This is a genomic window from Pseudomonas bananamidigenes (assembly GCF_001679645.1).
In the GTDB taxonomy this organism is placed as follows: Bacteria; Pseudomonadota; Gammaproteobacteria; order Pseudomonadales; family Pseudomonadaceae; genus Aquipseudomonas; species Aquipseudomonas bananamidigenes.
This window is the reverse complement of sequence record NZ_LRUN01000041.1, coordinates 1-17,404: the sequence shown is the minus strand read 5'-3', so window position 1 is coordinate 17,404 and position 17,404 is coordinate 1. Positions and strand designations below refer to the sequence as shown.

Annotated in this window: 19 protein-coding genes; 11 read left to right on the top strand and 8 right to left on the bottom strand. The window is 60.4% G+C overall.

The window, feature by feature from the left end; all coding sequences use genetic code 11:
• Positions 1–30 precede the first annotated feature (30 nt).
• Complete coding sequence (locus BBF94_RS14950) at positions 31–1,434, bottom strand: LLM class flavin-dependent oxidoreductase (protein WP_065259763.1); 1,404 nt, start codon at positions 1,432–1,434, stop codon at positions 31–33.
• A gap of 215 nt (positions 1,435–1,649) precedes the next feature.
• Positions 1,650–2,213, bottom strand: coding sequence for a helix-turn-helix domain-containing protein (locus BBF94_RS14945; RefSeq protein WP_065259762.1), 564 nt, complete (start codon positions 2,211–2,213; stop codon positions 1,650–1,652).
• Between the two features lie 85 nt (positions 2,214–2,298).
• On the opposite strand from BBF94_RS14945, the gene BBF94_RS14940 reads away from it, so the two are divergent.
• The 7 genes from BBF94_RS14940 to BBF94_RS14910 all read left to right on the top strand — a co-directional run bounded on the left by BBF94_RS14940 (position 2,299) and on the right by BBF94_RS14910 (position 9,383).
• Complete coding sequence (locus BBF94_RS14940; protein ID WP_065259761.1) at positions 2,299–3,237, top strand: DMT family transporter; 939 nt, start codon at positions 2,299–2,301, stop codon at positions 3,235–3,237.
• Positions 3,238–3,343: 106 nt separating this feature from the next.
• The gene (locus BBF94_RS14935; RefSeq protein WP_065259760.1) at positions 3,344–6,244 is read left to right on the top strand and encodes a monovalent cation/H+ antiporter subunit A; all 2,901 of its coding nucleotides are present in this window, start codon (positions 3,344–3,346) and stop codon (positions 6,242–6,244) included.
• Positions 6,244–6,588 (top strand): Na+/H+ antiporter subunit C, encoded by a 345-nt coding sequence (locus BBF94_RS14930; RefSeq protein ID WP_057007546.1) that lies wholly within the window; start codon positions 6,244–6,246, stop codon positions 6,586–6,588. The genes BBF94_RS14935 and BBF94_RS14930 overlap by 1 nt, the downstream gene beginning before the upstream one ends.
• Complete coding sequence (locus BBF94_RS14925) at positions 6,585–8,264, top strand: monovalent cation/H+ antiporter subunit D (protein ID WP_065259759.1); 1,680 nt, start codon at positions 6,585–6,587, stop codon at positions 8,262–8,264. Before BBF94_RS14930 ends, BBF94_RS14925 begins: the two co-directional genes overlap by 4 nt.
• A complete protein-coding gene (locus BBF94_RS14920; RefSeq protein ID WP_065259758.1) occupies positions 8,261–8,749 on the top strand; it encodes a Na+/H+ antiporter subunit E in 489 nt (162 codons plus the stop codon). Before BBF94_RS14925 ends, BBF94_RS14920 begins: the two co-directional genes overlap by 4 nt.
• Positions 8,746–9,024 (top strand): K+/H+ antiporter subunit F, encoded by a 279-nt coding sequence (locus BBF94_RS14915; RefSeq protein ID WP_065259757.1) that lies wholly within the window; start codon positions 8,746–8,748, stop codon positions 9,022–9,024. The genes BBF94_RS14920 and BBF94_RS14915 overlap by 4 nt, the downstream gene beginning before the upstream one ends.
• Entirely contained in the window at positions 9,021–9,383 is a 363-nt protein-coding gene (locus tag BBF94_RS14910; protein ID WP_065259756.1) for a Na+/H+ antiporter subunit G, read from the top strand. The genes BBF94_RS14915 and BBF94_RS14910 overlap by 4 nt, the downstream gene beginning before the upstream one ends.
• Here the strand turns inward: BBF94_RS14910 and BBF94_RS14905 are convergent.
• Entirely contained in the window at positions 9,380–9,820 is a 441-nt protein-coding gene (locus tag BBF94_RS14905) for a DUF3995 domain-containing protein (protein WP_065259755.1), read from the bottom strand. The two genes, BBF94_RS14910 and BBF94_RS14905, sit on opposite strands and share 4 nt — an antisense overlap.
• Before the next feature lie 94 nt (positions 9,821–9,914).
• On the opposite strand from BBF94_RS14905, the gene BBF94_RS14900 reads away from it, so the two are divergent.
• Positions 9,915–10,301: a DUF2946 domain-containing protein gene (locus BBF94_RS14900; protein ID WP_065259754.1), complete on the top strand. Its 387-nt coding sequence runs from the start codon at positions 9,915–9,917 to the stop codon at positions 10,299–10,301.
• Positions 10,302–10,394: 93 nt separating this feature from the next.
• Positions 10,395–12,527, top strand: coding sequence for a TonB-dependent receptor (locus BBF94_RS14895; protein WP_065259753.1), 2,133 nt, complete (start codon positions 10,395–10,397; stop codon positions 12,525–12,527).
• Between the two features lie 38 nt (positions 12,528–12,565).
• On the opposite strand, the gene BBF94_RS14890 is transcribed toward BBF94_RS14895, so the two are convergent.
• The 3 genes from BBF94_RS14890 to BBF94_RS14880 all read right to left on the bottom strand — a co-directional run bounded on the left by BBF94_RS14890 (position 12,566) and on the right by BBF94_RS14880 (position 14,359).
• Positions 12,566–13,579 (bottom strand): ABC transporter substrate-binding protein, encoded by a 1,014-nt coding sequence (locus tag BBF94_RS14890; RefSeq protein WP_065259752.1) that lies wholly within the window; start codon positions 13,577–13,579, stop codon positions 12,566–12,568.
• Between the two features lie 127 nt (positions 13,580–13,706).
• Positions 13,707–13,904, bottom strand: coding sequence for a hypothetical protein (locus BBF94_RS14885; RefSeq protein WP_065259751.1), 198 nt, complete (start codon positions 13,902–13,904; stop codon positions 13,707–13,709).
• Positions 13,905–13,909: 5 nt separating this feature from the next.
• Positions 13,910–14,359 (bottom strand): hypothetical protein, encoded by a 450-nt coding sequence (locus BBF94_RS14880; protein WP_065259750.1) that lies wholly within the window; start codon positions 14,357–14,359, stop codon positions 13,910–13,912.
• 424 nt (positions 14,360–14,783) lie between these two features.
• Here BBF94_RS14880 and BBF94_RS28175 point away from each other — a divergent pair, with 424 nt between their 5' ends.
• Both BBF94_RS28175 and BBF94_RS14875 read left to right on the top strand, forming a co-directional pair.
• The gene (locus BBF94_RS28175; protein WP_141676583.1) at positions 14,784–15,047 is read left to right on the top strand and encodes a hypothetical protein; all 264 of its coding nucleotides are present in this window, start codon (positions 14,784–14,786) and stop codon (positions 15,045–15,047) included.
• Positions 15,048–15,080: 33 nt separating this feature from the next.
• On the top strand, positions 15,081–15,317 hold the full coding sequence (locus BBF94_RS14875) for a DUF2789 family protein (protein ID WP_065259749.1): 237 nt from the start codon (positions 15,081–15,083) through the stop codon (positions 15,315–15,317).
• Between the two features lie 6 nt (positions 15,318–15,323).
• Here BBF94_RS14875 and BBF94_RS14870 read toward each other — a convergent pair whose 3' ends face one another.
• Both BBF94_RS14870 and BBF94_RS14865 read right to left on the bottom strand, forming a co-directional pair.
• A complete protein-coding gene (locus BBF94_RS14870; protein WP_065259748.1) occupies positions 15,324–15,527 on the bottom strand; it encodes a hypothetical protein in 204 nt (67 codons plus the stop codon).
• A 114-nt stretch (positions 15,528–15,641) separates the two neighbouring features.
• The gene (locus tag BBF94_RS14865; RefSeq protein ID WP_404820945.1) at positions 15,642–16,865 is read right to left on the bottom strand and encodes a methyl-accepting chemotaxis protein; all 1,224 of its coding nucleotides are present in this window, start codon (positions 16,863–16,865) and stop codon (positions 15,642–15,644) included.
• Positions 16,866–17,404: the final 539 nt, after the last annotated feature.

Below are 17,404 nucleotides of genomic sequence, written 5' to 3'. Positions count from 1 at the left end.
GCCAGTGTCGTGCAGACACCGCGAAGGAGTCTAGACAGACGCGACCTTTTTCTCCTGCCGATGCAATTCGCCCAGGTTTCGATAACCGCTGCCTGGATGAATCTCCGGCAACCTCGGCCCCTCGCCAAACAGCTTCTCGCGCAATGTCCCCGGCGCATATTCGGTCTTGTAGACGCCGCGCTTCTGTAACTCCGGTACCAGCAATTCCACGGCGTCGATGAAGGTTTCATGGGTCAGTGCGTAGGCCAGGTTGAAACCGTCGACGTCGGTTTCCTCGACCCATTCCTGTAGCAGGTCCGCCACCGTTTCCGGGCTGCCGACGAACAACGGGCCGAAACCGCCGATACCGACCCAGTCGGCCAGTTCATTCGGAGTCCAGACTTTGTTCGGGTCCGCCGTGGAAAACGCTTCGACCGCCGACTGAATCGCGTTGGTGTGTACGTGCTTGAGCGGTTCGTCCGGTTTGAAGCGGCTGAAGTCGATACCGGTCCAGCCGGAAATCAACGCCATCGCGCCCTCGTAACTCACCCAGGATTTGTACTCTTCGAACTTGGCTTTGGCCTTGGCGTCAGTCTCGCCGAGGATCACGGTTTGCAAATTGAAAATCAGGATCTTCGACGGGTCGCGCCCGGCCTCCGCGGCGCGGCGGCGGATGTCGGCTACGGTTTTCTTGAGCAGCACTTTCGACGGCGCGGCGACGAAAACGCACTCGGCATGCTCGGCGGCAAACTGCTTGCCCCGGCTGGACGCCCCGGCCTGATAGAGAACCGGCGTACGCTGCGGCGACGGCTCGCAGAGGTGGATACCCGGCACCTGAAAGTGTTTACCCTGGTGGCGGATCTCGTGGATCTTGCTCGGATCGCTGAAAATTCGCCGTTCGCGGTCCCGCAAAATCGCGCCCTCCTCCCAACTGCCTTCCCAGAGCTTGTAGCAGACCTCCAGGTATTCCTCGGCAAAGTCGTAACGCGCGTCGTGTTCGGTCTGGGCTTGCTGGCCGATGTTTTTCGCGCCGCTTTCCAGATAAGAGGTAACGATATTCCAGCCGGCACGGCCCTTGGTCAGGTGATCGAGAGTCGACAGGCGTCGGGCGAACGGATACGGATGCTCGAAGGATAACGAAGCGGTCAGACCGAAACCCAGATGCTCGGTCACCAGCGCCATCGGCGGGATCAGTTGCAGGGGATCGTTGACCGGCACCTGCGCCGCCTGGCGGATCGCCGCCTGGCCGTTGCCGTTGTACACGTCGTAGATGCCCAGCACGTCGGCGATGAACAAACCGTCGAACCTGCCACGCTCAAGGATTTTCGCCAGATCGGTCCAGTACTCCAGATCCTTGTACTGCCAGGAACGGTCACGCGGATGCGCCCACAGGCCCGGTGACTGATGGCCGACGCAGTTCATGTCGAAGGCGTTGAGACGAATTTCGCGAGGCATCAGAAAGCGCTCCCGATTTTCAGAAGGCGTTCAGTGGTTTGAGTTGAAACGTTCATGTGAGGCGACTCCGTGGTTCCGGATGAGGATCCAGAACCCGTAGCAGGAGTCATGCCTGAATAGTTTTTCGTTATTTATCAACAATTTGACAAGCAAACTTAAAATATCCCGCACACAGAACAGTACAAACTGTTTACCCGCTGTCGACCCTGCAACAGTCAGATCACCACATTACGCACGAAACGCGCCGCAACGTCCCCATCGTTGCGATAGGTGTGCGGCTGATTGCTGGCGAACATGAAAAACTCCCCGGCGGCGATGTGCTGCGGCTGGTCGCCAAGCATCAGGGTCAGGCAACCCTCGAACACGAAAATCTGCTCGCTCCAGCCGTCGGCGTCCGGTTGGGAAGGATAGACCTCGCCCGGTTGCAGGCACCATTCCCACTGCTCCACTGCGCGGGTGGCGCTGGCCTTGGACAGCAGAACCGCTTTGCTGCCGGGAATGCTGCCGGCCCAGGCCAGTTCGTTGATACGACCCGGATCACGGTTGTCCGGGGCCTGGATGAGATCGCTGAAGGCCACGTCGAGGGCTTCGGCCACCCGGTCAAGCGTGGTCAGGCTGACGTTTTTTTCGCCGGCTTCGATGGCCACCAGCATGCGCCGACTGACCCCGGACTTTTCCGCGAGAGTCGTCTGGCTCATGTCGGTCGCGTGGCGCAAGCGTCGGACGTTCTGGCTGACGTGTTGCAGGACCGAGGCCCGTTGAACGGAATCTTTGTGCACTATATTGCTCACTGGCTGAGGTTGGGCAGTATACTGCGCAACATTTGGCGCATTGTGCGTCCCCTCTTCAAAAGTGTGCAAGATCATGACGTCAGCCAGTCCCTCTCAAACGTCCCTGCGGTTTTCCCGGTTCAGCAAGGCCGAGTGCGTGCTCGTGCTGATCACCATGCTCTGGGGCGGCACCTTTCTGCTGGTGCAGCACGCCATGACCGTCAGTGGCCCGATGTTTTTTGTCGGCCTGCGCTTTGCCGCAGCGGCGAGCATCGTGGCGTTGTTTTCCTGGAAACACTTGCGCGAGCTGACCCTGTTCGAATTCAAGGCGGGTGCCTTCATCGGCGTGGCCATCCTGCTCGGTTATGGCTTGCAGACCGTAGGCTTGCAGACTATTCCGAGCAGTCAGTCGGCGTTCATCACGGCGCTGTATGTGCCATTCGTGCCGCTGTTGCAATGGCTGGTGCTGGGCCGGCGTCCCGGCTTGATGCCGAGCATCGGCATCATGCTGGCGTTTACCGGACTGATGCTGCTGTCGGGGCCCTCTGGCGCTTCGTTGAACTTCAGTCCCGGTGAAATCGCCACACTGATCAGCGCCATCGCCATCGCGGCGGAGATCATCCTGATCAGCACCTATGCGGGCCAGGTCGATGTGCGCCGGGTGACGGTGGTGCAACTGGCGACAACTTCAGCGTTGGCATTTTTGATGGTGGTACCGACCGGTGAGGCGATCCCGGACTTTTCGTGGCTGCTGGTGACCACCGCTTTGGGGCTGGGCGCTATGAGCGCGGCGATTCAGGTCGCCATGAATTGGGCGCAGAAAAGCGTTTCACCCACCCGCGCGACCCTGATCTACGCCGGCGAACCCGTATGGGCCGGGATCGCCGGCAGAATTGCCGGCGAGCGCCTGCCAGCGATTGCCCTGGTCGGTGCGGGGCTGATCGTGGCGGCGGTGATTGTCAGTGAGCTGAAGACCAAGGGCAAAGAAACACAACCGGTCACAGAAGCATTCGAGCGCGAGACAGAAGGCTGAACGAGGATTTTGCGTCTATTTTGTAGGATTCAGAGACATCCTCGCGTTTGGCGATCCGGGAGCTGGCACGTATGATGCTTCACAAACTTCCGCAGATTAGAAGCCTATGTCCCTGATAGTTCTACTGCTTCTGCCTTTTCTGGGCAGCTGTGTGGCCGCGGTGCTGCCACACAACGCACGTAACGCCGAATCCCTGTTGGCAGGTCTGGTCGCCTTGATCGGAACCGTTGCTGTCGCCATGCTGTACCCGCAAATCGCCCATGGCGGCGTGATTCGCGAAGAGTTCAACTGGCTGCCCAGCCTCGGACTGAACTTCGTCCTGCGCATGGACGGTTTCGCCTGGCTCTTCTCGATGCTGGTGCTGGGCATCGGCACCCTCGTTTCCTTGTATGCCCGTTATTACATGTCGCCGGACGATCCGGTGCCGCGTTTCTTCGCGTTCTTTCTGGCGTTCATGGGCGCCATGCTCGGGCTGGTGATTTCCGGCAACCTGATCCAGATCGTGTTCTTCTGGGAGCTGACCAGCCTTTTTTCGTTCCTGTTGATCGGCTACTGGCATCACCGCCACGACGCCCGACGCGGCGCCTACATGGCGCTGATGGTCACCGGTGCGGGAGGGTTGTGTCTGCTGGCGGGGGTCATGATCCTCGGCCATGTCGTCGGCAGCTATGACCTGGACAAGGTCCTGGCCGCCGGTGATCTGATTCGTGCACATGCCCTCTACCCCATCCTGCTTCCCCTCATTCTCATTGGCGCACTCAGCAAAAGTGCGCAGTTTCCCTTCCACTTCTGGCTGCCTCACGCCATGGCGGCACCGACACCGGTTTCGGCTTACCTGCACTCGGCGACCATGGTCAAGGCCGGGGTGTTCCTGCTCGCCCGGTTGTGGCCTTCGCTGTCCGGCAGTGAAGAATGGTTTTACATCGTCAGCGGCGCCGGTGCCGCCACTCTGTTGCTCGGCGCGTACTGCGCAATGTTCCAGAACGATCTCAAGGGCCTGCTGGCCTACTCGACCATCAGCCACCTCGGCCTGATCACGCTCCTGCTGGGTCTGAACAGCCCGCTGGCCGCCGTCGCCGCGGTGTTCCACATTCTCAACCACGCGACCTTCAAGGCTTCGCTGTTCATGGCCGCCGGGATCATCGACCACGAAAGTGGCACCCGCGACATCCGCAAGCTCAACGGCCTGTTCAAACTGATCCCGTTCACCGCCACTCTGGCGATGGTGGCCAGCGCCTCCATGGCCGGCGTGCCGTTGCTCAATGGTTTCCTGTCGAAAGAGATGTTCTTCGCCGAAACCGTGTTCATCAACGCCACTGCGTGGGTTGAAGCAACCCTGCCGATCGTGGCGACCATCGCCGGCACGTTCAGCGTTGCCTACTCGCTGCGCTTTACCGTCGACGTGTTCTTCGGCCCCACCGCCACCGACCTGCCTCACACCCCGCACGAACCGCCACGCTGGATGCGCGCACCGGTTGAACTGCTGGTGTTCACCTGCCTGCTGGTCGGAATTTTCCCGGCCCAGATCGTCGGCCCGTTGTTGGCGGCGGCTGCACTGCCGGTAGTCGGCGGCGTACTTCCGCAATACAGCCTGGCGATCTGGCACGGCCTCAACGCCCCGATGATCATGAGCCTGATTGCCATGTCCGGCGGCATCGTGGTCTATCTGCTGCTGCGCAATCAGCTCAAGCGTGGCCGTTTCAAGTTCCCGCCGCTGGTGGGCCGCTTCAACGGCAAGCGCCTGTTCGAGCGCAGCCTCGTCGCGATGATGCGTCTGGCTCGGCGATTGGAGCGGCGGATCGGCACCAGGCGCCTGCAAACCCAGCTGTTCCTGATGGTCCTGGCGGCGGTGCTCGCCGGGTTGATCCCGATGCTGCACAGCAGCCTGAGCTGGGGCGACCGGCCGAAAATCCCCGGCTCCATCGTGTTCGTGACCCTGTGGCTGCTGGCTATCGCCTGCGCCCTCGGCGCCGCATGGCAGGCCAAATATCACCGTCTCGCCGCCCTGACCATGGTCAGTGTCTGCGGACTGATGACCTGCGTGAGCTTCGTCTGGTTCTCGGCACCGGATCTGGCCCTGACGCAACTGGTGGTCGAAGTGGTGACTACGGTGCTGATCCTGCTCGGACTGCGCTGGCTGCCACGACGCATCGAAGAGGTTTCGCCATTGCCGAGCAGTCTGCGCAAGGCGCGAGTGCGGCGTCTGCGCGACCTGTTGCTGTCGATTGCCGTCGGCGGTGGCATGGCGCTGCTGTCCTACGCGATGCTGACCCGACAGACCCCGAACGACATTTCTTCGTTCTATCTGAGTCGCGCCTTGCCTGAAGGCGGCGGCAGCAACGTGGTCAACGTGATGCTGGTGGACTTCCGTGGTTTCGACACCCTCGGCGAGATCACCGTACTGGTAGCCGTGGCGCTGACCGTGTTCGCCCTGTTGCGCCGCTTCCGTCCGCCGAAAGAAAGCCTGCAACTGCCCGCCCAGCAACGCTTGCTGGCGCCGGACGTGGTGACCGATCTGGTCAACCCGCGTTCGGCCAGCGACACCGCTCTTGGTTTCATGATGGTCCCGGCGGTGCTGGTGCGCCTGCTGCTGCCGATAGCGCTGGTGGTGTCGTTCTATCTGTTCATGCGCGGACACAACCAGCCGGGCGGCGGGTTTGTCGCCGGTCTGGTGATGTCGGTGGCGTTCATCCTGCAATACATGGTCGCCGGCACCCAGTGGGTCGAGGCGCAAATGAGTCTGCGACCGCTGCGCTGGATGGGCACCGGGTTGCTGTTCGCCACGGTCACCGGTCTCGGCGCGATGTTGGCGGGTTACCCGTTCCTCACCACGCACACCTGGCATTTCAACGTGCCGATACTGGGTGACATTCATATCGCCAGTGCGCTGTTCTTCGACATTGGCGTATACGCAGTGGTGGTCGGGTCGACGCTGTTGATCCTCACCGCCCTCGCCCACCAATCGGTCCGGGGCCACAAAACCGCTGCCATCAAAGGAGCCGTCTGATGGAAGAAGTCATCGCAATCGCCATCGGCGTGCTCGCCGCCTCCGGCGTCTGGCTGATCCTGCGGCCACGGACGTTCCAGGTGGTCATGGGCCTGTGCCTGCTGTCCTATGGCGTCAACCTGTTCATCTTCAGCATGGGCAGCCTGTTCATCGGCAAGGAGCCGATCATCAAGGACGGTGTGCCGCAGGACCTGCTCAATTACACCGACCCGCTGCCTCAGGCGCTGGTTTTGACGGCGATCGTCATCAGCTTCGCCATGACCGCACTGTTTCTGGTGGTACTGCTCGCTTCACGGGGCCTGACCGGCACCGACCATGTGGACGGCCGGGAGCCCAGGGAATGACGGCGATGACGCACCTGATCGCTGCGCCGATCCTGCTGCCGCTGCTGACGGCTGCCATCATGTTGATGCTCGGCGAAAAACACCGTCCGCTGAAGGCAAAGATCAACCTGTTTTCCAGCCTGCTGGGGCTGGTGATTTCCCTGCTGTTGCTGCAATGGACCCAGACCACCGGCGTGCCCGGCTCCATCGGCGTCTACCTGCCGGGCAACTGGCAAGTGCCATTCGGCATCGTGCTGGTGGTCGATCGGCTGTCGGCGTTGATGCTGGTGCTGACCGGCATCATCGGCGTCAGCGCCCTGCTGTTCGCCATGGCCCGCTGGGATGGCGCAGGCTCAAGCTTCCATGCGCTGTTCCAGATTCAGTTGATGGGCCTTTACGGCGCGTTCCTGACGGCGGACCTGTTCAACCTGTTCGTGTTCTTCGAAGTGCTGCTCGCGGCGTCCTACGGTTTGCTGCTCCACGGCTCGGGCCGGGCGCGGGTGTCGTCGGGGCTGCATTACATTTCGATCAACCTGCTGGCGTCGTCGCTGTTCCTGATCGGCGCGGCATTGATCTACGGCGTCACCGGCACGTTGAACATGGCCGACCTGGCCATGAAAATTCCGTTGGTGCCGGAAGCCGACCGAGGCCTGCTGCATGCAGGCGCGGCCATCCTGGCGGTGGCATTCCTGGCCAAGGCCGGAATGTGGCCACTGAACTTCTGGCTGGTACCGGCCTATTCCTCGGCCAGCGCGCCAGTGGCGGCGATGTTCGCGATCATGACCAAGGTTGGCGTCTACACCTTGCTGCGCCTGTGGACGCTGCTGTTCTCCGGGCAGGCCGGTGCTTCGGCCTACTTCGGCGGTGACTGGCTGATCTACGGCGGCATGGCGACCATGCTCTGCGCCGGCGTGGCGATCATCGCCGCGCAACGCCTGGAACGCATGGCCAGCCTGAGCATTCTGGTGTCGGCGGGGATTCTGTTATCGGCAGTGGGCTTCGCCCAGCCGAACCTCATTGGCGCAGCGCTGTTCTATCTGGTCAGCTCGACCCTGGCGCTGAGCGCACTGTTTTTGCTGGCGGAACTGATCGAACGTTCGCGAACCGCCATCGAAGTACCACTGGAGGACGAAAACGAGCTGCTTCCGCGTCCGCAACAATGGCTGCCACCAGTCAAGGGCATCAACCTCGACGATGACCAGAAAGCCGTGGTCGGTCAGGTGATTCCGTGGACCATGGCGTTCCTCGGTCTGAGCTTCATCGCCTGTGCGCTGCTGATCGTCGGCATGCCGCCATTGTCGGGATTCATCGGCAAGCTGAGCCTGATCGGCGCCCTGCTCAACCCGCTGGGTCTGGGTGCCGGAGAGCCGATCTCCATGGCGGCCTGGGGCTTGCTGGCACTGCTGATCCTCACCGGCCTCGGCTCGTTGATGGCCTTCTCGCGACTGGGCATCCAGCGCTTCTGGTCACCGGAAGAGCGTCCGTCACCGGTGCTGCGCAAGCTCGAGTGCACGCCGATTTTCCTGCTGCTCGGCCTGAGCATCGCCCTGACCTTCAAGGCTGAACCGCTGCTGCGTTACACCCAGGCCGCAGCAGACGCATTGAACAATCCGCAGCAATACGTAATGGCGGTGCTCGGCACTCGCGCCGTTCCGGGCCCCGAAGCCAAGGCTGCGCTGCTGGAGGTGCAACCATGAAGCGCCTGTTTCCAGCTCCGTGGCTGTCGCTTGCATTGTGGTTGCTGTGGCTGGTGTTGAACCTGTCGATCAGCCCCGGCAACCTGCTGCTGGGGGCGGCATTGGGTTTCTGCGCGCCGCTGATGATGCGCAAACTGCGTCCGCAACGTATTCACATCCGCCGTCCAGGCGTGATTCTGCGCCTGATCCTGATGGTCGGGCGTGACGTGGTGGTTTCCAATCTGGCGGTGGCCTGGGGCGTTCTCAACGCCGGTCGTCGTCAGCCTCGCTCGCGTTTCATCAAGGTGCCGCTGGATCTGCGCGATGCCCATGGTCTGGCGGCGTTGTCGATGGTCTGCACGGTCGTGCCCGGCACAGTGTGGTCGGAACTGGCGCTGGATCGCAGCATTCTGCTGATGCACGTCTGGGATCTGGATGACGAGGCGCAATTCATCCAGCACTTCAAGATCACGTACGAGCGACCGTTGATGGAGATTTTCGAATGAGCCCGCTGCTGTCGAATGCCATTGTGCTGACGCTTTTCCTGTTTTCCCTGGCGATGGTGTTCACGCTGATTCGCCTGTTCAAAGGGCCATCGGCGCAGGATCGGGTACTGGCGCTGGACTACCTGTACATCGTCGCCATGCTGATGATGCTGACCCTGGGAATTCGCTACTCCAGCGATACCTATTTCGAAGCGGCGCTTCTGATCGCGCTGTTCGGTTTCGTCGGCTCGTTTGCCCTGGCGAAATTCCTGCTGCGTGGCGAGGTGATCGAATGAACGCTCAATTGTCTCTGTGGGTGGAAATCCCGGTGGCGATCCTGCTGGTGCTCAGCGGCCTGTTTGCCCTGATCGGTGCAATCGGGCTGGTGCGCATGAAGGACTACTTCCAGCGCATGCATCCGCCGGCACTGGCCTCGACTCTCGGCGCGTGGTGCGTGGCCCTGGCGTCGATCATCTGTTTTTCCGCGCTCAAGTCCGGACCTGTGCTGCACGCCTGGCTGATCCCGATCCTGCTGTCGATCACAGTGCCGGTGACCACCCTGCTGCTGGCCCGGGCGGCGCTGTTCCGCAAACGCATGGCCGGGGATAATGTGCCGGCCGAAGTCAGCAGCCGACGCACCGAGAGCGGCAGCTAGATCCAGGCGACAGCCAACAGCCCGGCTCCCAATATCAGACACAATGGCGAGTAGACCCAGGTGTCGAGCCGGGCAAATCGCGACCCCTTCACTTCCTTGAAAAAACCCACCAGTTCCGAATCGCCGATCGCCCTCGCGAACATCAGCAGCGCAATTGCGCTGATAACCCACTGCAACGCCCAGTGATGCACTGGCGAAAACCACCAGCCCACTCTCATGCACACCAGTGCGGCAATCAGCAACAGGGCCACCGCTACCACCAGCGTGATCCAGCCTGATGGTTTGAACGCCGGCCTGAGGGTCTGTCCGCCGTTTTCCACCGGAACCTGCGGTATCACCGCCACGGTCGCCCACTGTCCACCCATCGCCCAATACACATGCATCAGGCTGATCGCCGCAAATATCGTCACCAGCCATTGAGCCAACACAAAGGTCATGGTCGAGAATCCTTTCCAGGGATTTGAACAAAACATCCTAGTCGGCATTTTTCCATGTGCACGACCGGTCGGCGGTGCGGTAAAGTGCCGCCCCATGAAACTCCCCCGTTCCGATCGCTCACTGCTGGCCTGGATGCTCTATTGCTGCGTCCTGTTCAACGTGTTCGCCTGCAGCATCGGTCACGGGCAAATGGTCGGCATGCAGCTCAACGGTATCGGCGGCCAGTTCTGTACCATCGATCCGGGCACCCGGGCGCCTCTGACTTCCAGTCCTTCCGAAGAAAAACTGCCAACCCTGGCCAAGGCTTTCGGCTGTCCTCTGTGCTCCACCGGCGGCATGGGCCCGGCGTTCAACTCCAGCCTGACGCTGGCGATCCTGCCGGAACAACACAGTCCGCCGCTGCCGGCCATCGTCAGCCCCGACCTCCCTGCCCGCTTCATCTGGCCTTCGGCCAATCCTCGCGCCCCGCCGCTCGCCTGAGTGTCTTTGCCTTTTTGATTTGTCAGCTCACTGCGCCAACGCGCTGCGTTCGCCTGTGCGCTGACGCCCAGACAAGCATTCAGGATTCAAACGATGAAACAACTTACCTTGCTGGCGAGCCTGTGCGGCTGCCTGTCCGTCAACGCCTGGGCGCAATCCGCGGTGGATCTGGCACCAATCACCATTGACGGCGAGTCCGCTGCCGAGCCGGGCCTGAGCCTCGACCAGTCCAGCGGCATGGCTTCGCGTCTCGGCCTGAGCGTACGCGACACCCCGGCCTCGGTGGCCATCGCCAACCGCAATGACATCGAGCGCCACGGCGCGCAGAACTTCCAGGACGCTGCGAACACCCTGCCCGGTGTCAACGCCAGCGCGCCGCCGGGCTTCGGTGGTTTCGTGTCCTATCGGGGTTTCACCAGCAGCCAGATCACCCAGATGTTCAATGGCGTCAACGTCTCCGGCGGGCTGGCACGACCCGTGGACTCGTGGATTTATGATCGGGTGGAACTGGTCGGTGGCCCGTCCTCGCTGATCAACGGCGCAGGCTCGGTCGGCGGTTCGCTGAACTACGTAACCAAACTGGCCACCCGCGACGAGCAGGCCGCCGAAGGCCGGGTCAGCTACGGCACCTACGACACCACTGAAACCGCTTTCGGCCTCAATCACGCCCTGAGCCAGCCCGGCGCCGACGTGCAGCATTACGCACGCTTCGACATCAGCCACAACACCAGCAACGGCTACATCGACCGCCAGGAACGCGATGCCTGGAGCATGGCGTTCTCGTTGCTCAGCGACCTGACGCCGAACCTCTCGCATACCCTGGCCCTGGAATATCAGGACGAACACGAAGACAGCCCGTACTGGGGCACCCCGGTGCTCAATCCCAAGGCTGGAGAATTGAAAATCGACCGCCACCACCGCTTTAACAACTACAACGTCGAGGACGGTCGCTATGAGCAGCGCACAATCTGGGTGCGCTCGATCATCGATTACCGGATCAACGACAGCACCACCCTGCGCAACACGCTTTATCACCTCGACAGCCAGCGCGATTACCGCAACCTCGAAACCTACCAGTACAACGCCGACAACAGCGCCGTGAACCGCTCCACCGCCTATCAGGTCAGGCATCAGGGTGAGCAGGATGGCAATCAGTTCGAACTGCGCCACGACAACACGTTGTTCGGCCTGGATACCACCTGGTCCGGCGGCTTCGAGTACAAGGTCAACCAGACGACCAACTCCCCGCTCAATGTCAAAGGTGCGAGCATCGTGGATCCGGACAACTACCGCCCAGGGCACTTCTACGACATACCGGGCACGAAACCGGGTTTTGTCAGCGACAAGACCAATGCGGTCACCACCAGAGCGTTATTCGCTGAAAACCGTCTCGCACTGACCGACAAACTCTCGCTGCTCACTGGCCTGCGCCATGACGATATCGACCTCGATGTGACCAATCATCGCACGGTGACCGCAAGTAACCCGCGTCATCTCAAGCGCAGCTGGGAACCGGTCACCGGGCGTATCGGCCTGACGTATCAGTTCATTCCGTCAGCCAACGTTTATGTGCAATACAGCACCGCCGCCGAGCAACCCAATGGCACTCAGGACTTCGATGTTTCAACAGGCAAGCAATGGGAAATCGGCAGCAAGTTCGACTATCTGAACGGCCGCGGCTCGGCGACGGTGGCCGCCTACACCATCAAACGCAAGGACTTTGCCGTCACCGATCCGCTGGACCCTGCCAACAGCATTCCGGTCGGTCAGCAAACTTCGAAGGGCATCGAGATCGCAAACTCCCTGCGGATCACCGACAAGCTGCTGGTCGAAGGCAATTTCGCCTGGGTCGACGCCCGGTACGATGACTTCAACGAAAAGAACGCCGCTGGCGTGGTGGTTTCACGCAAGGGCAACACGCCGACCAACGTCCCCGACCGGGTCGGCAATCTGTGGCTGACCTATGACTTTTCACCGCAATGGCAAGGCGGGGTCGATGCGCGGTATGTGGCGTCGGTGTATGCAGACAATGCCAACACCCTGACCGTGCCGTCATATACGTTGTTCGGCAGTTTTCTCAGCTACAGGGTCGACTCCCATACCACCGTCACCGGTCGCGTGCGCAACCTGACGAACGAGGTGTATGCCGAGTTCGCCCATGTGTCGCCGGCGTACTACCTGGGCACGCCACGTACCCTGGAACTGGCCGTACAAAACCGATTCTGATGTTGTCCGGCGAGGGAGTGCGCTCCCTCGCCACAGCGCTACAGGCCCGCTTGAACCTTGTCCGCGACATCCTTGGGCAGCCACGCCTGCCACACATCCGGATGAGCCTTCATGAACGCCTGCGCCGCGTCCCTTGGCGGTGTGTGCTTCTCACTCATTTCGGCCAGCGCCTTGTTCAGATCATCGATTGGAAAATCGACCTTGCTGAAAAACGCAACGATCTCCGGATACTGCTTCTGAAACGGTGTGGACACGCCGATCGACAGCTTGGACGCCAGGGAGCGGGTCGGCTTCGGATCGGGGTTATCGGCGTCGGTCAGGGTCTTCCAGGCTTCGGCATCGAACGGCGGCTCTTCGAGCTGCACCAGTTTGAACTTGCCGAGCAGCGGCGTCGGCGACCAGTAATAGAACAGCACCGGTTTACCCCGGCGGATCGACGAACTGATTTCGGCATCCAGCGCAGCACCGGAGCCACTGCGGAAATTGGTGAAGTCGTCCTGCAATCCATAGGCCGTCAGCTTCTGCTTGTTCACCACTTCCGATGTCCAGCCGATAGGGCTGTTGAGGAACCGTCCCTTTTTCGGGTTCTCCGGATCCTTGAACACATCCTTGTATTTCTTCAGATCACTGACACTGCGCAGGTCCGGCGCCAGCGGCTTGATGCCTTTGGCGGCATCGCCCTTGATCACGTATTCCGGCACCCACCATCCCTCCGTGGCGCCTTTTACCGTATCACCGAGGCTCGCGACCTTGCCTTCAGCCTCGGCCTTGACCCACACCGGGCTGCGTCCGGCCCACTCCTCACCGATGACCTGAATGTCATTGTTGGCGAGCGCGGTTTCCAGAGTGATGGTCGTGCCGGGCAATGTGTCGGTGGGAAGCCCATAGCCTTTCTCGACGATGATCCGCAGGACGTCGGTGATCAGGCTGCCGCTTTCCCAGTTCAGGTCGGCGAAATGGATCGGCGCCTGTGCGGCATTGACCGCCGGCACCACTGTCAACAAACCGAATGTGGCCAGACCAGCAGCCAGCAACCGTCGAAATCCGTTCATGCTTTGCACCTCGTGCTGTTCACAGCAATAGCAGGAAGGCCTGACAGAAGACCGCCAGCCTCTGAATACTCAGTCAACTGACTGTAGACGAGGTTCCTGCTTTTTCAGGGGCAAGCCACGGACAAGGCTACTTTTCAGACATTTCCTGCAAGCGTTGAAGCTCGCGTCTGACCATGCTGGCGTATTCGGCAGGCTGCAAAGTGTAGATCTGCGAGGCGACCCAGCCGAGCCAGGCGCCTTTCAATCCGGCTTTTGCATCGAACAGGCGCCGGGCTTCGTCGCGAGCGCTGTCGAGGTTCTGCAAATGGAAATCGGCGCGACTCACACCTGTCACTCGCTGGCCTTGAAGGTCACCAGTTCGCCCTTGCGCCACTTGGCAACCTTGGCGGTCACGGCCTTGAGGGTCTTGGTCAGGCCTTCCTGCAATTGCTCATTGGCGGCGAAGACGGTGACCGCGCTGTGGCCTTCCTTGAACACGATGGCATGGCCGTCGGCCGTGCTGACAAAGGCGTAATCGCCCAGACCGTACACGGTCATTTTGATTTCGCGAAAACGGATGTCCATCTTGCCGCCTTCACGGCTGGGCAATACCGAAGCGCTGAAATGATCGCCGACCTTGAGCTTGAGGCCGGGTTTGTCATCGACCACCAAGGCACTTTCGGTGTCGATTTCGGCAACATAAATGCCTTCGGCGTTTTGCTCGGTGATGTAAACAAAACGCGACTGAAACTGCTTGACCAGCTTTGCCCGCAAATCACCCAGCACGAACAAAGCATGCATATCGAGGTTACTGACTGCCAAAGAAACATCCCCACACTTGAAAGAGTGCCGCCTGCGAATAACGCCCACGACAATAAAAACGGACCGGCCGATGGTGTTGCGCGATGAAGCCCAAAATTGGAATGAACGAAGTGCTCATCCGGCGCGAGACGGGCAAGACTACTGCAATGCCACCTGCGAAACCTGCAAAGACGTTCTCCAAATGTTGAAGGAAAACGCCGCGAGGCGGGCCAGAGAATGGTGACTACAAACTTTAGGGAAAAAGCTCACCAAGAAAAGCACTTTTCCGACATATCGCACGCAAAAAATTGCTTTAGATAACGCCATGCCGACAACAGGTGTCGGCGATTCTAGAGCAGCGACGCTGCTTGCGACTACCCGCAACCGTCTGTAAATGCGGGTCAACTCATGAAAAGGACTTCATATGTGCACTTTGACGCATTTTGCCGTGGCTTGCGAACAACCCTTTGTCCTGAATGCTCAAGGTCCTGGCCCTGACACAGCATCGGTGTCACTCGGCCGGGGCCCCATGTTTCAGGTGATTCCGGCAGGCAACGCCTTTTTTCACATCAGGGAAAAGTCGACGGGTCTTGTCAGAGGTTTCCGTGAGGATCACAACGCGGCCTGCGCCCTCGCCCGTTCACTGGAATCGCGAATCGAACTCCTGACCGGTGGGCCCCTCAGATAATGAGAGTAATCGTCCACTTTCAAGGAGCACACCATGGAAATGCCTACCTACAACCTGACAACACTGTTCGATCAGTTAGGGCTGCCTTCAGAGGAAACCGCGATTGACGACTTCATCGAAGCTCACCCGCTCGATGCCGATACCAAACTGATCAATGCCGACTTCTGGAACCCGCAACAGGCGCAGTTGCTCAAGGAGTGGTTGCGTGCCGATGGTGAAGAAGCGGTGATGGTCGATGAGTTGAACGTGCGCCTGCATCGGGGCAAGTAATCACGATCAGTGCAGGCTGTCACAGGATTTGGCGCCCAGTTGCGCGAGCCACGCAGCCCTGCACTCCTCGGCCTCATCGCGACTGGCGAACGCTGTGCCACGCCGCTCGCCGTTGAGCAGCACGACCCAGCAGACACTCTGTCCCATTGCGCGAAGCCCGGCCGGAACACCGCTGCCGATCATCACAGCGACATCGACTCTGCATTGCATGCTGTCCTCCGATTTTTCATTAGCTGCCTAACTATGCAGGCATGTTAATGATTTGGATCAAATGGAAACAGCAGCGTCCGTGCACAGCTTAATTGCAGTTCCGGCAACAATGCGTCAACGCGGACTTTCTGGTTTGTAGCCCAGTCGCAACCCACCCCAGTGCCGTCCCTTGACCATGATCGGAACAGATAAATCGTGCATCAGCTCGCCCGTATCACGGGTGTAAGTCTGCAACAGCACCGGTTGTTGATGGCTGCCACAGCGAATGCCGGTGCGATCGGTAAACTTGCGTTTGGTGCGGTTGTGCATGGTATCGGTTTGCACATCGCCAGTCAGTGGCTGACTGAACGCCAGATTGTGGGTCGGCACATACCCCTGCTGCGTGCAGGCGATGGCAAAGATCAGACCTTCGTGTCGCGGCAGCAAGGGTTCCTGAATCGCTGGCAGCACCTGATCGGTGTAACGGTCGAAGCGAGTCTGGAACTTGGCGGGCTGGGTGTTCGGGATCGGCAGATACTGACGGTCGAACAAGTCTTCAAGGCTGATCCGCCCTTGCTCGACATCGGCCTCGAAGCGCGCGGCAATCTGGGCAGCCCCTTCACGCGCCAGATCGTAGATACGCTGGTGATAGTCATCCAGACCGACTTCGGCCAGGCGCTCACTGATGACTTCAGCCTGTCCTTCCATCTGCACCGCAGCCTCGGCCAGGCGTCGTGTCTGTTGGTCACTGATCGCCAGATCGCTGCGCATCTGTTCGATGGCCGTGAACAGGCTGTCGAGCTGTTCGCGATTGGTCTCGGCACCTCGGGCGATTTCGCCGACCTGGGTTTCAACCCCGGCCGTCAGTCGCGCAATATTCTCCAGGTGCTGGCCGGTGTTCTCGACCTGCTCGACACCGGTATGCAGATCGTCGGAGAGCTGACGAATCTGCTCCACCACCTGCGCAGTACGCTGCTGAATGTCGGCGACCATCTCGCCGACTTCTCCGGTGGCGGTTGCTGTACGAGCTGCCAGACCGCGTACCTCATCCGCCACCACCGCAAACCCTCGGCCATGCTCGCCGGCACGGGCCGCTTCAATAGCGGCATTCAACGCCAGAAGATTGGTCTGACTGGCAATGGACTGAATCACCAGCGTCACACGCTGAATGTCATCACTTCGCTCGCTCAAGGCTTCGATCAGTTCACGGCTGGCATTGGCACGCTGACTGAGCAGATGCATGCGCGAAATGGAATCGACCAGCTCGGTACGACCCGCCGCGCTGCTGTGATGGGCCTCGCTGGCGGCGCCCAGCGCTTCGTGGCTGAGCTGAGAAGTCGCTTGTTCGGTGACGATCATCACTTCGGCGTTATCGACGATCTGTGCGGCAGCATCGAGTTGCGATTGCAGCTTGCCGGCCAGCTCCTTGACGGAAAACGCCACGCCTGCAGCCGAAAGCGCGTTATGGCTGGTGGTGTAGGAAAGGTCGCGGGTCAGCTCGGACATCGCGTTGCTGCTGTCGACCGGCTCCGCATCGGGTACAGCACGGGAGCGCAGGCGCGGCAGCCAGACAATCAGCACCGCCAGCGGCATGCTCACGTATAACGGCCATTCGCCGAAGGTCATCCCGGCGAGCAACAGCATCAGGGCGATGCTTTGCAGGGTTGGCGTCAGCCAGCGATTTTTCGGCAAAACAACTGGTGCCGGCACAGCCGCAACCAGAGATCCATCTCTCGTCATTTTGTTACCCCACGCTCGTTTTCATTGTTGTGACTGCATTAAACGCCACTACAAGGCCATTATCCATGGTCCGTTAGTCGTGGGGCTGTGGCAGGTCAATGGAACGCTGCGAGGGTGTGCGGCGGACGAGAAAAAGCAAAGATCGCAGCCTTCTGCAG

What these genes read in the sequence shown, in the direction of transcription:
- BBF94_RS14870 (WP_065259748.1), bottom strand. Translation starts at nt 15,527, where the DNA reads ATGCAATGCAGAGTCGATGTCGCTGTGATGATCGGCAGCGGTGTTCCG.
- BBF94_RS14910 (WP_065259756.1), top strand. Translation starts at nt 9,021, where the DNA reads ATGAACGCTCAATTGTCTCTGTGGGTGGAAATCCCGGTGGCGATCCTG.
- BBF94_RS14865 (WP_404820945.1), bottom strand. Translation starts at nt 16,865, where the DNA reads ATGATCGTCACCGAACAAGCGACTTCTCAGCTCAGCCACGAAGCGCTG.
- BBF94_RS14875 (WP_065259749.1), top strand. Translation starts at nt 15,081, where the DNA reads ATGGAAATGCCTACCTACAACCTGACAACACTGTTCGATCAGTTAGGG.
- BBF94_RS14890 (WP_065259752.1), bottom strand. Translation starts at nt 13,579, where the DNA reads ATGAACGGATTTCGACGGTTGCTGGCTGCTGGTCTGGCCACATTCGGT.
- BBF94_RS14900 (WP_065259754.1), top strand. Translation starts at nt 9,915, where the DNA reads ATGAAACTCCCCCGTTCCGATCGCTCACTGCTGGCCTGGATGCTCTAT.
- BBF94_RS14895 (WP_065259753.1), top strand. Translation starts at nt 10,395, where the DNA reads ATGAAACAACTTACCTTGCTGGCGAGCCTGTGCGGCTGCCTGTCCGTC.
- BBF94_RS14925 (WP_065259759.1), top strand. Translation starts at nt 6,585, where the DNA reads ATGACGGCGATGACGCACCTGATCGCTGCGCCGATCCTGCTGCCGCTG.
- BBF94_RS14920 (WP_065259758.1), top strand. Translation starts at nt 8,261, where the DNA reads ATGAAGCGCCTGTTTCCAGCTCCGTGGCTGTCGCTTGCATTGTGGTTG.
- BBF94_RS14940 (WP_065259761.1), top strand. Translation starts at nt 2,299, where the DNA reads ATGACGTCAGCCAGTCCCTCTCAAACGTCCCTGCGGTTTTCCCGGTTC.
- BBF94_RS14935 (WP_065259760.1), top strand. Translation starts at nt 3,344, where the DNA reads ATGTCCCTGATAGTTCTACTGCTTCTGCCTTTTCTGGGCAGCTGTGTG.
- BBF94_RS14880 (WP_065259750.1), bottom strand. Translation starts at nt 14,359, where the DNA reads ATGCATGCTTTGTTCGTGCTGGGTGATTTGCGGGCAAAGCTGGTCAAG.
- BBF94_RS14905 (WP_065259755.1), bottom strand. Translation starts at nt 9,820, where the DNA reads ATGACCTTTGTGTTGGCTCAATGGCTGGTGACGATATTTGCGGCGATC.
- BBF94_RS14930 (WP_057007546.1), top strand. Translation starts at nt 6,244, where the DNA reads ATGGAAGAAGTCATCGCAATCGCCATCGGCGTGCTCGCCGCCTCCGGC.
- BBF94_RS14950 (WP_065259763.1), bottom strand. Translation starts at nt 1,434, where the DNA reads ATGCCTCGCGAAATTCGTCTCAACGCCTTCGACATGAACTGCGTCGGC.
- BBF94_RS14915 (WP_065259757.1), top strand. Translation starts at nt 8,746, where the DNA reads ATGAGCCCGCTGCTGTCGAATGCCATTGTGCTGACGCTTTTCCTGTTT.
- BBF94_RS28175 (WP_141676583.1), top strand. Translation starts at nt 14,784, where the DNA reads ATGTGCACTTTGACGCATTTTGCCGTGGCTTGCGAACAACCCTTTGTC.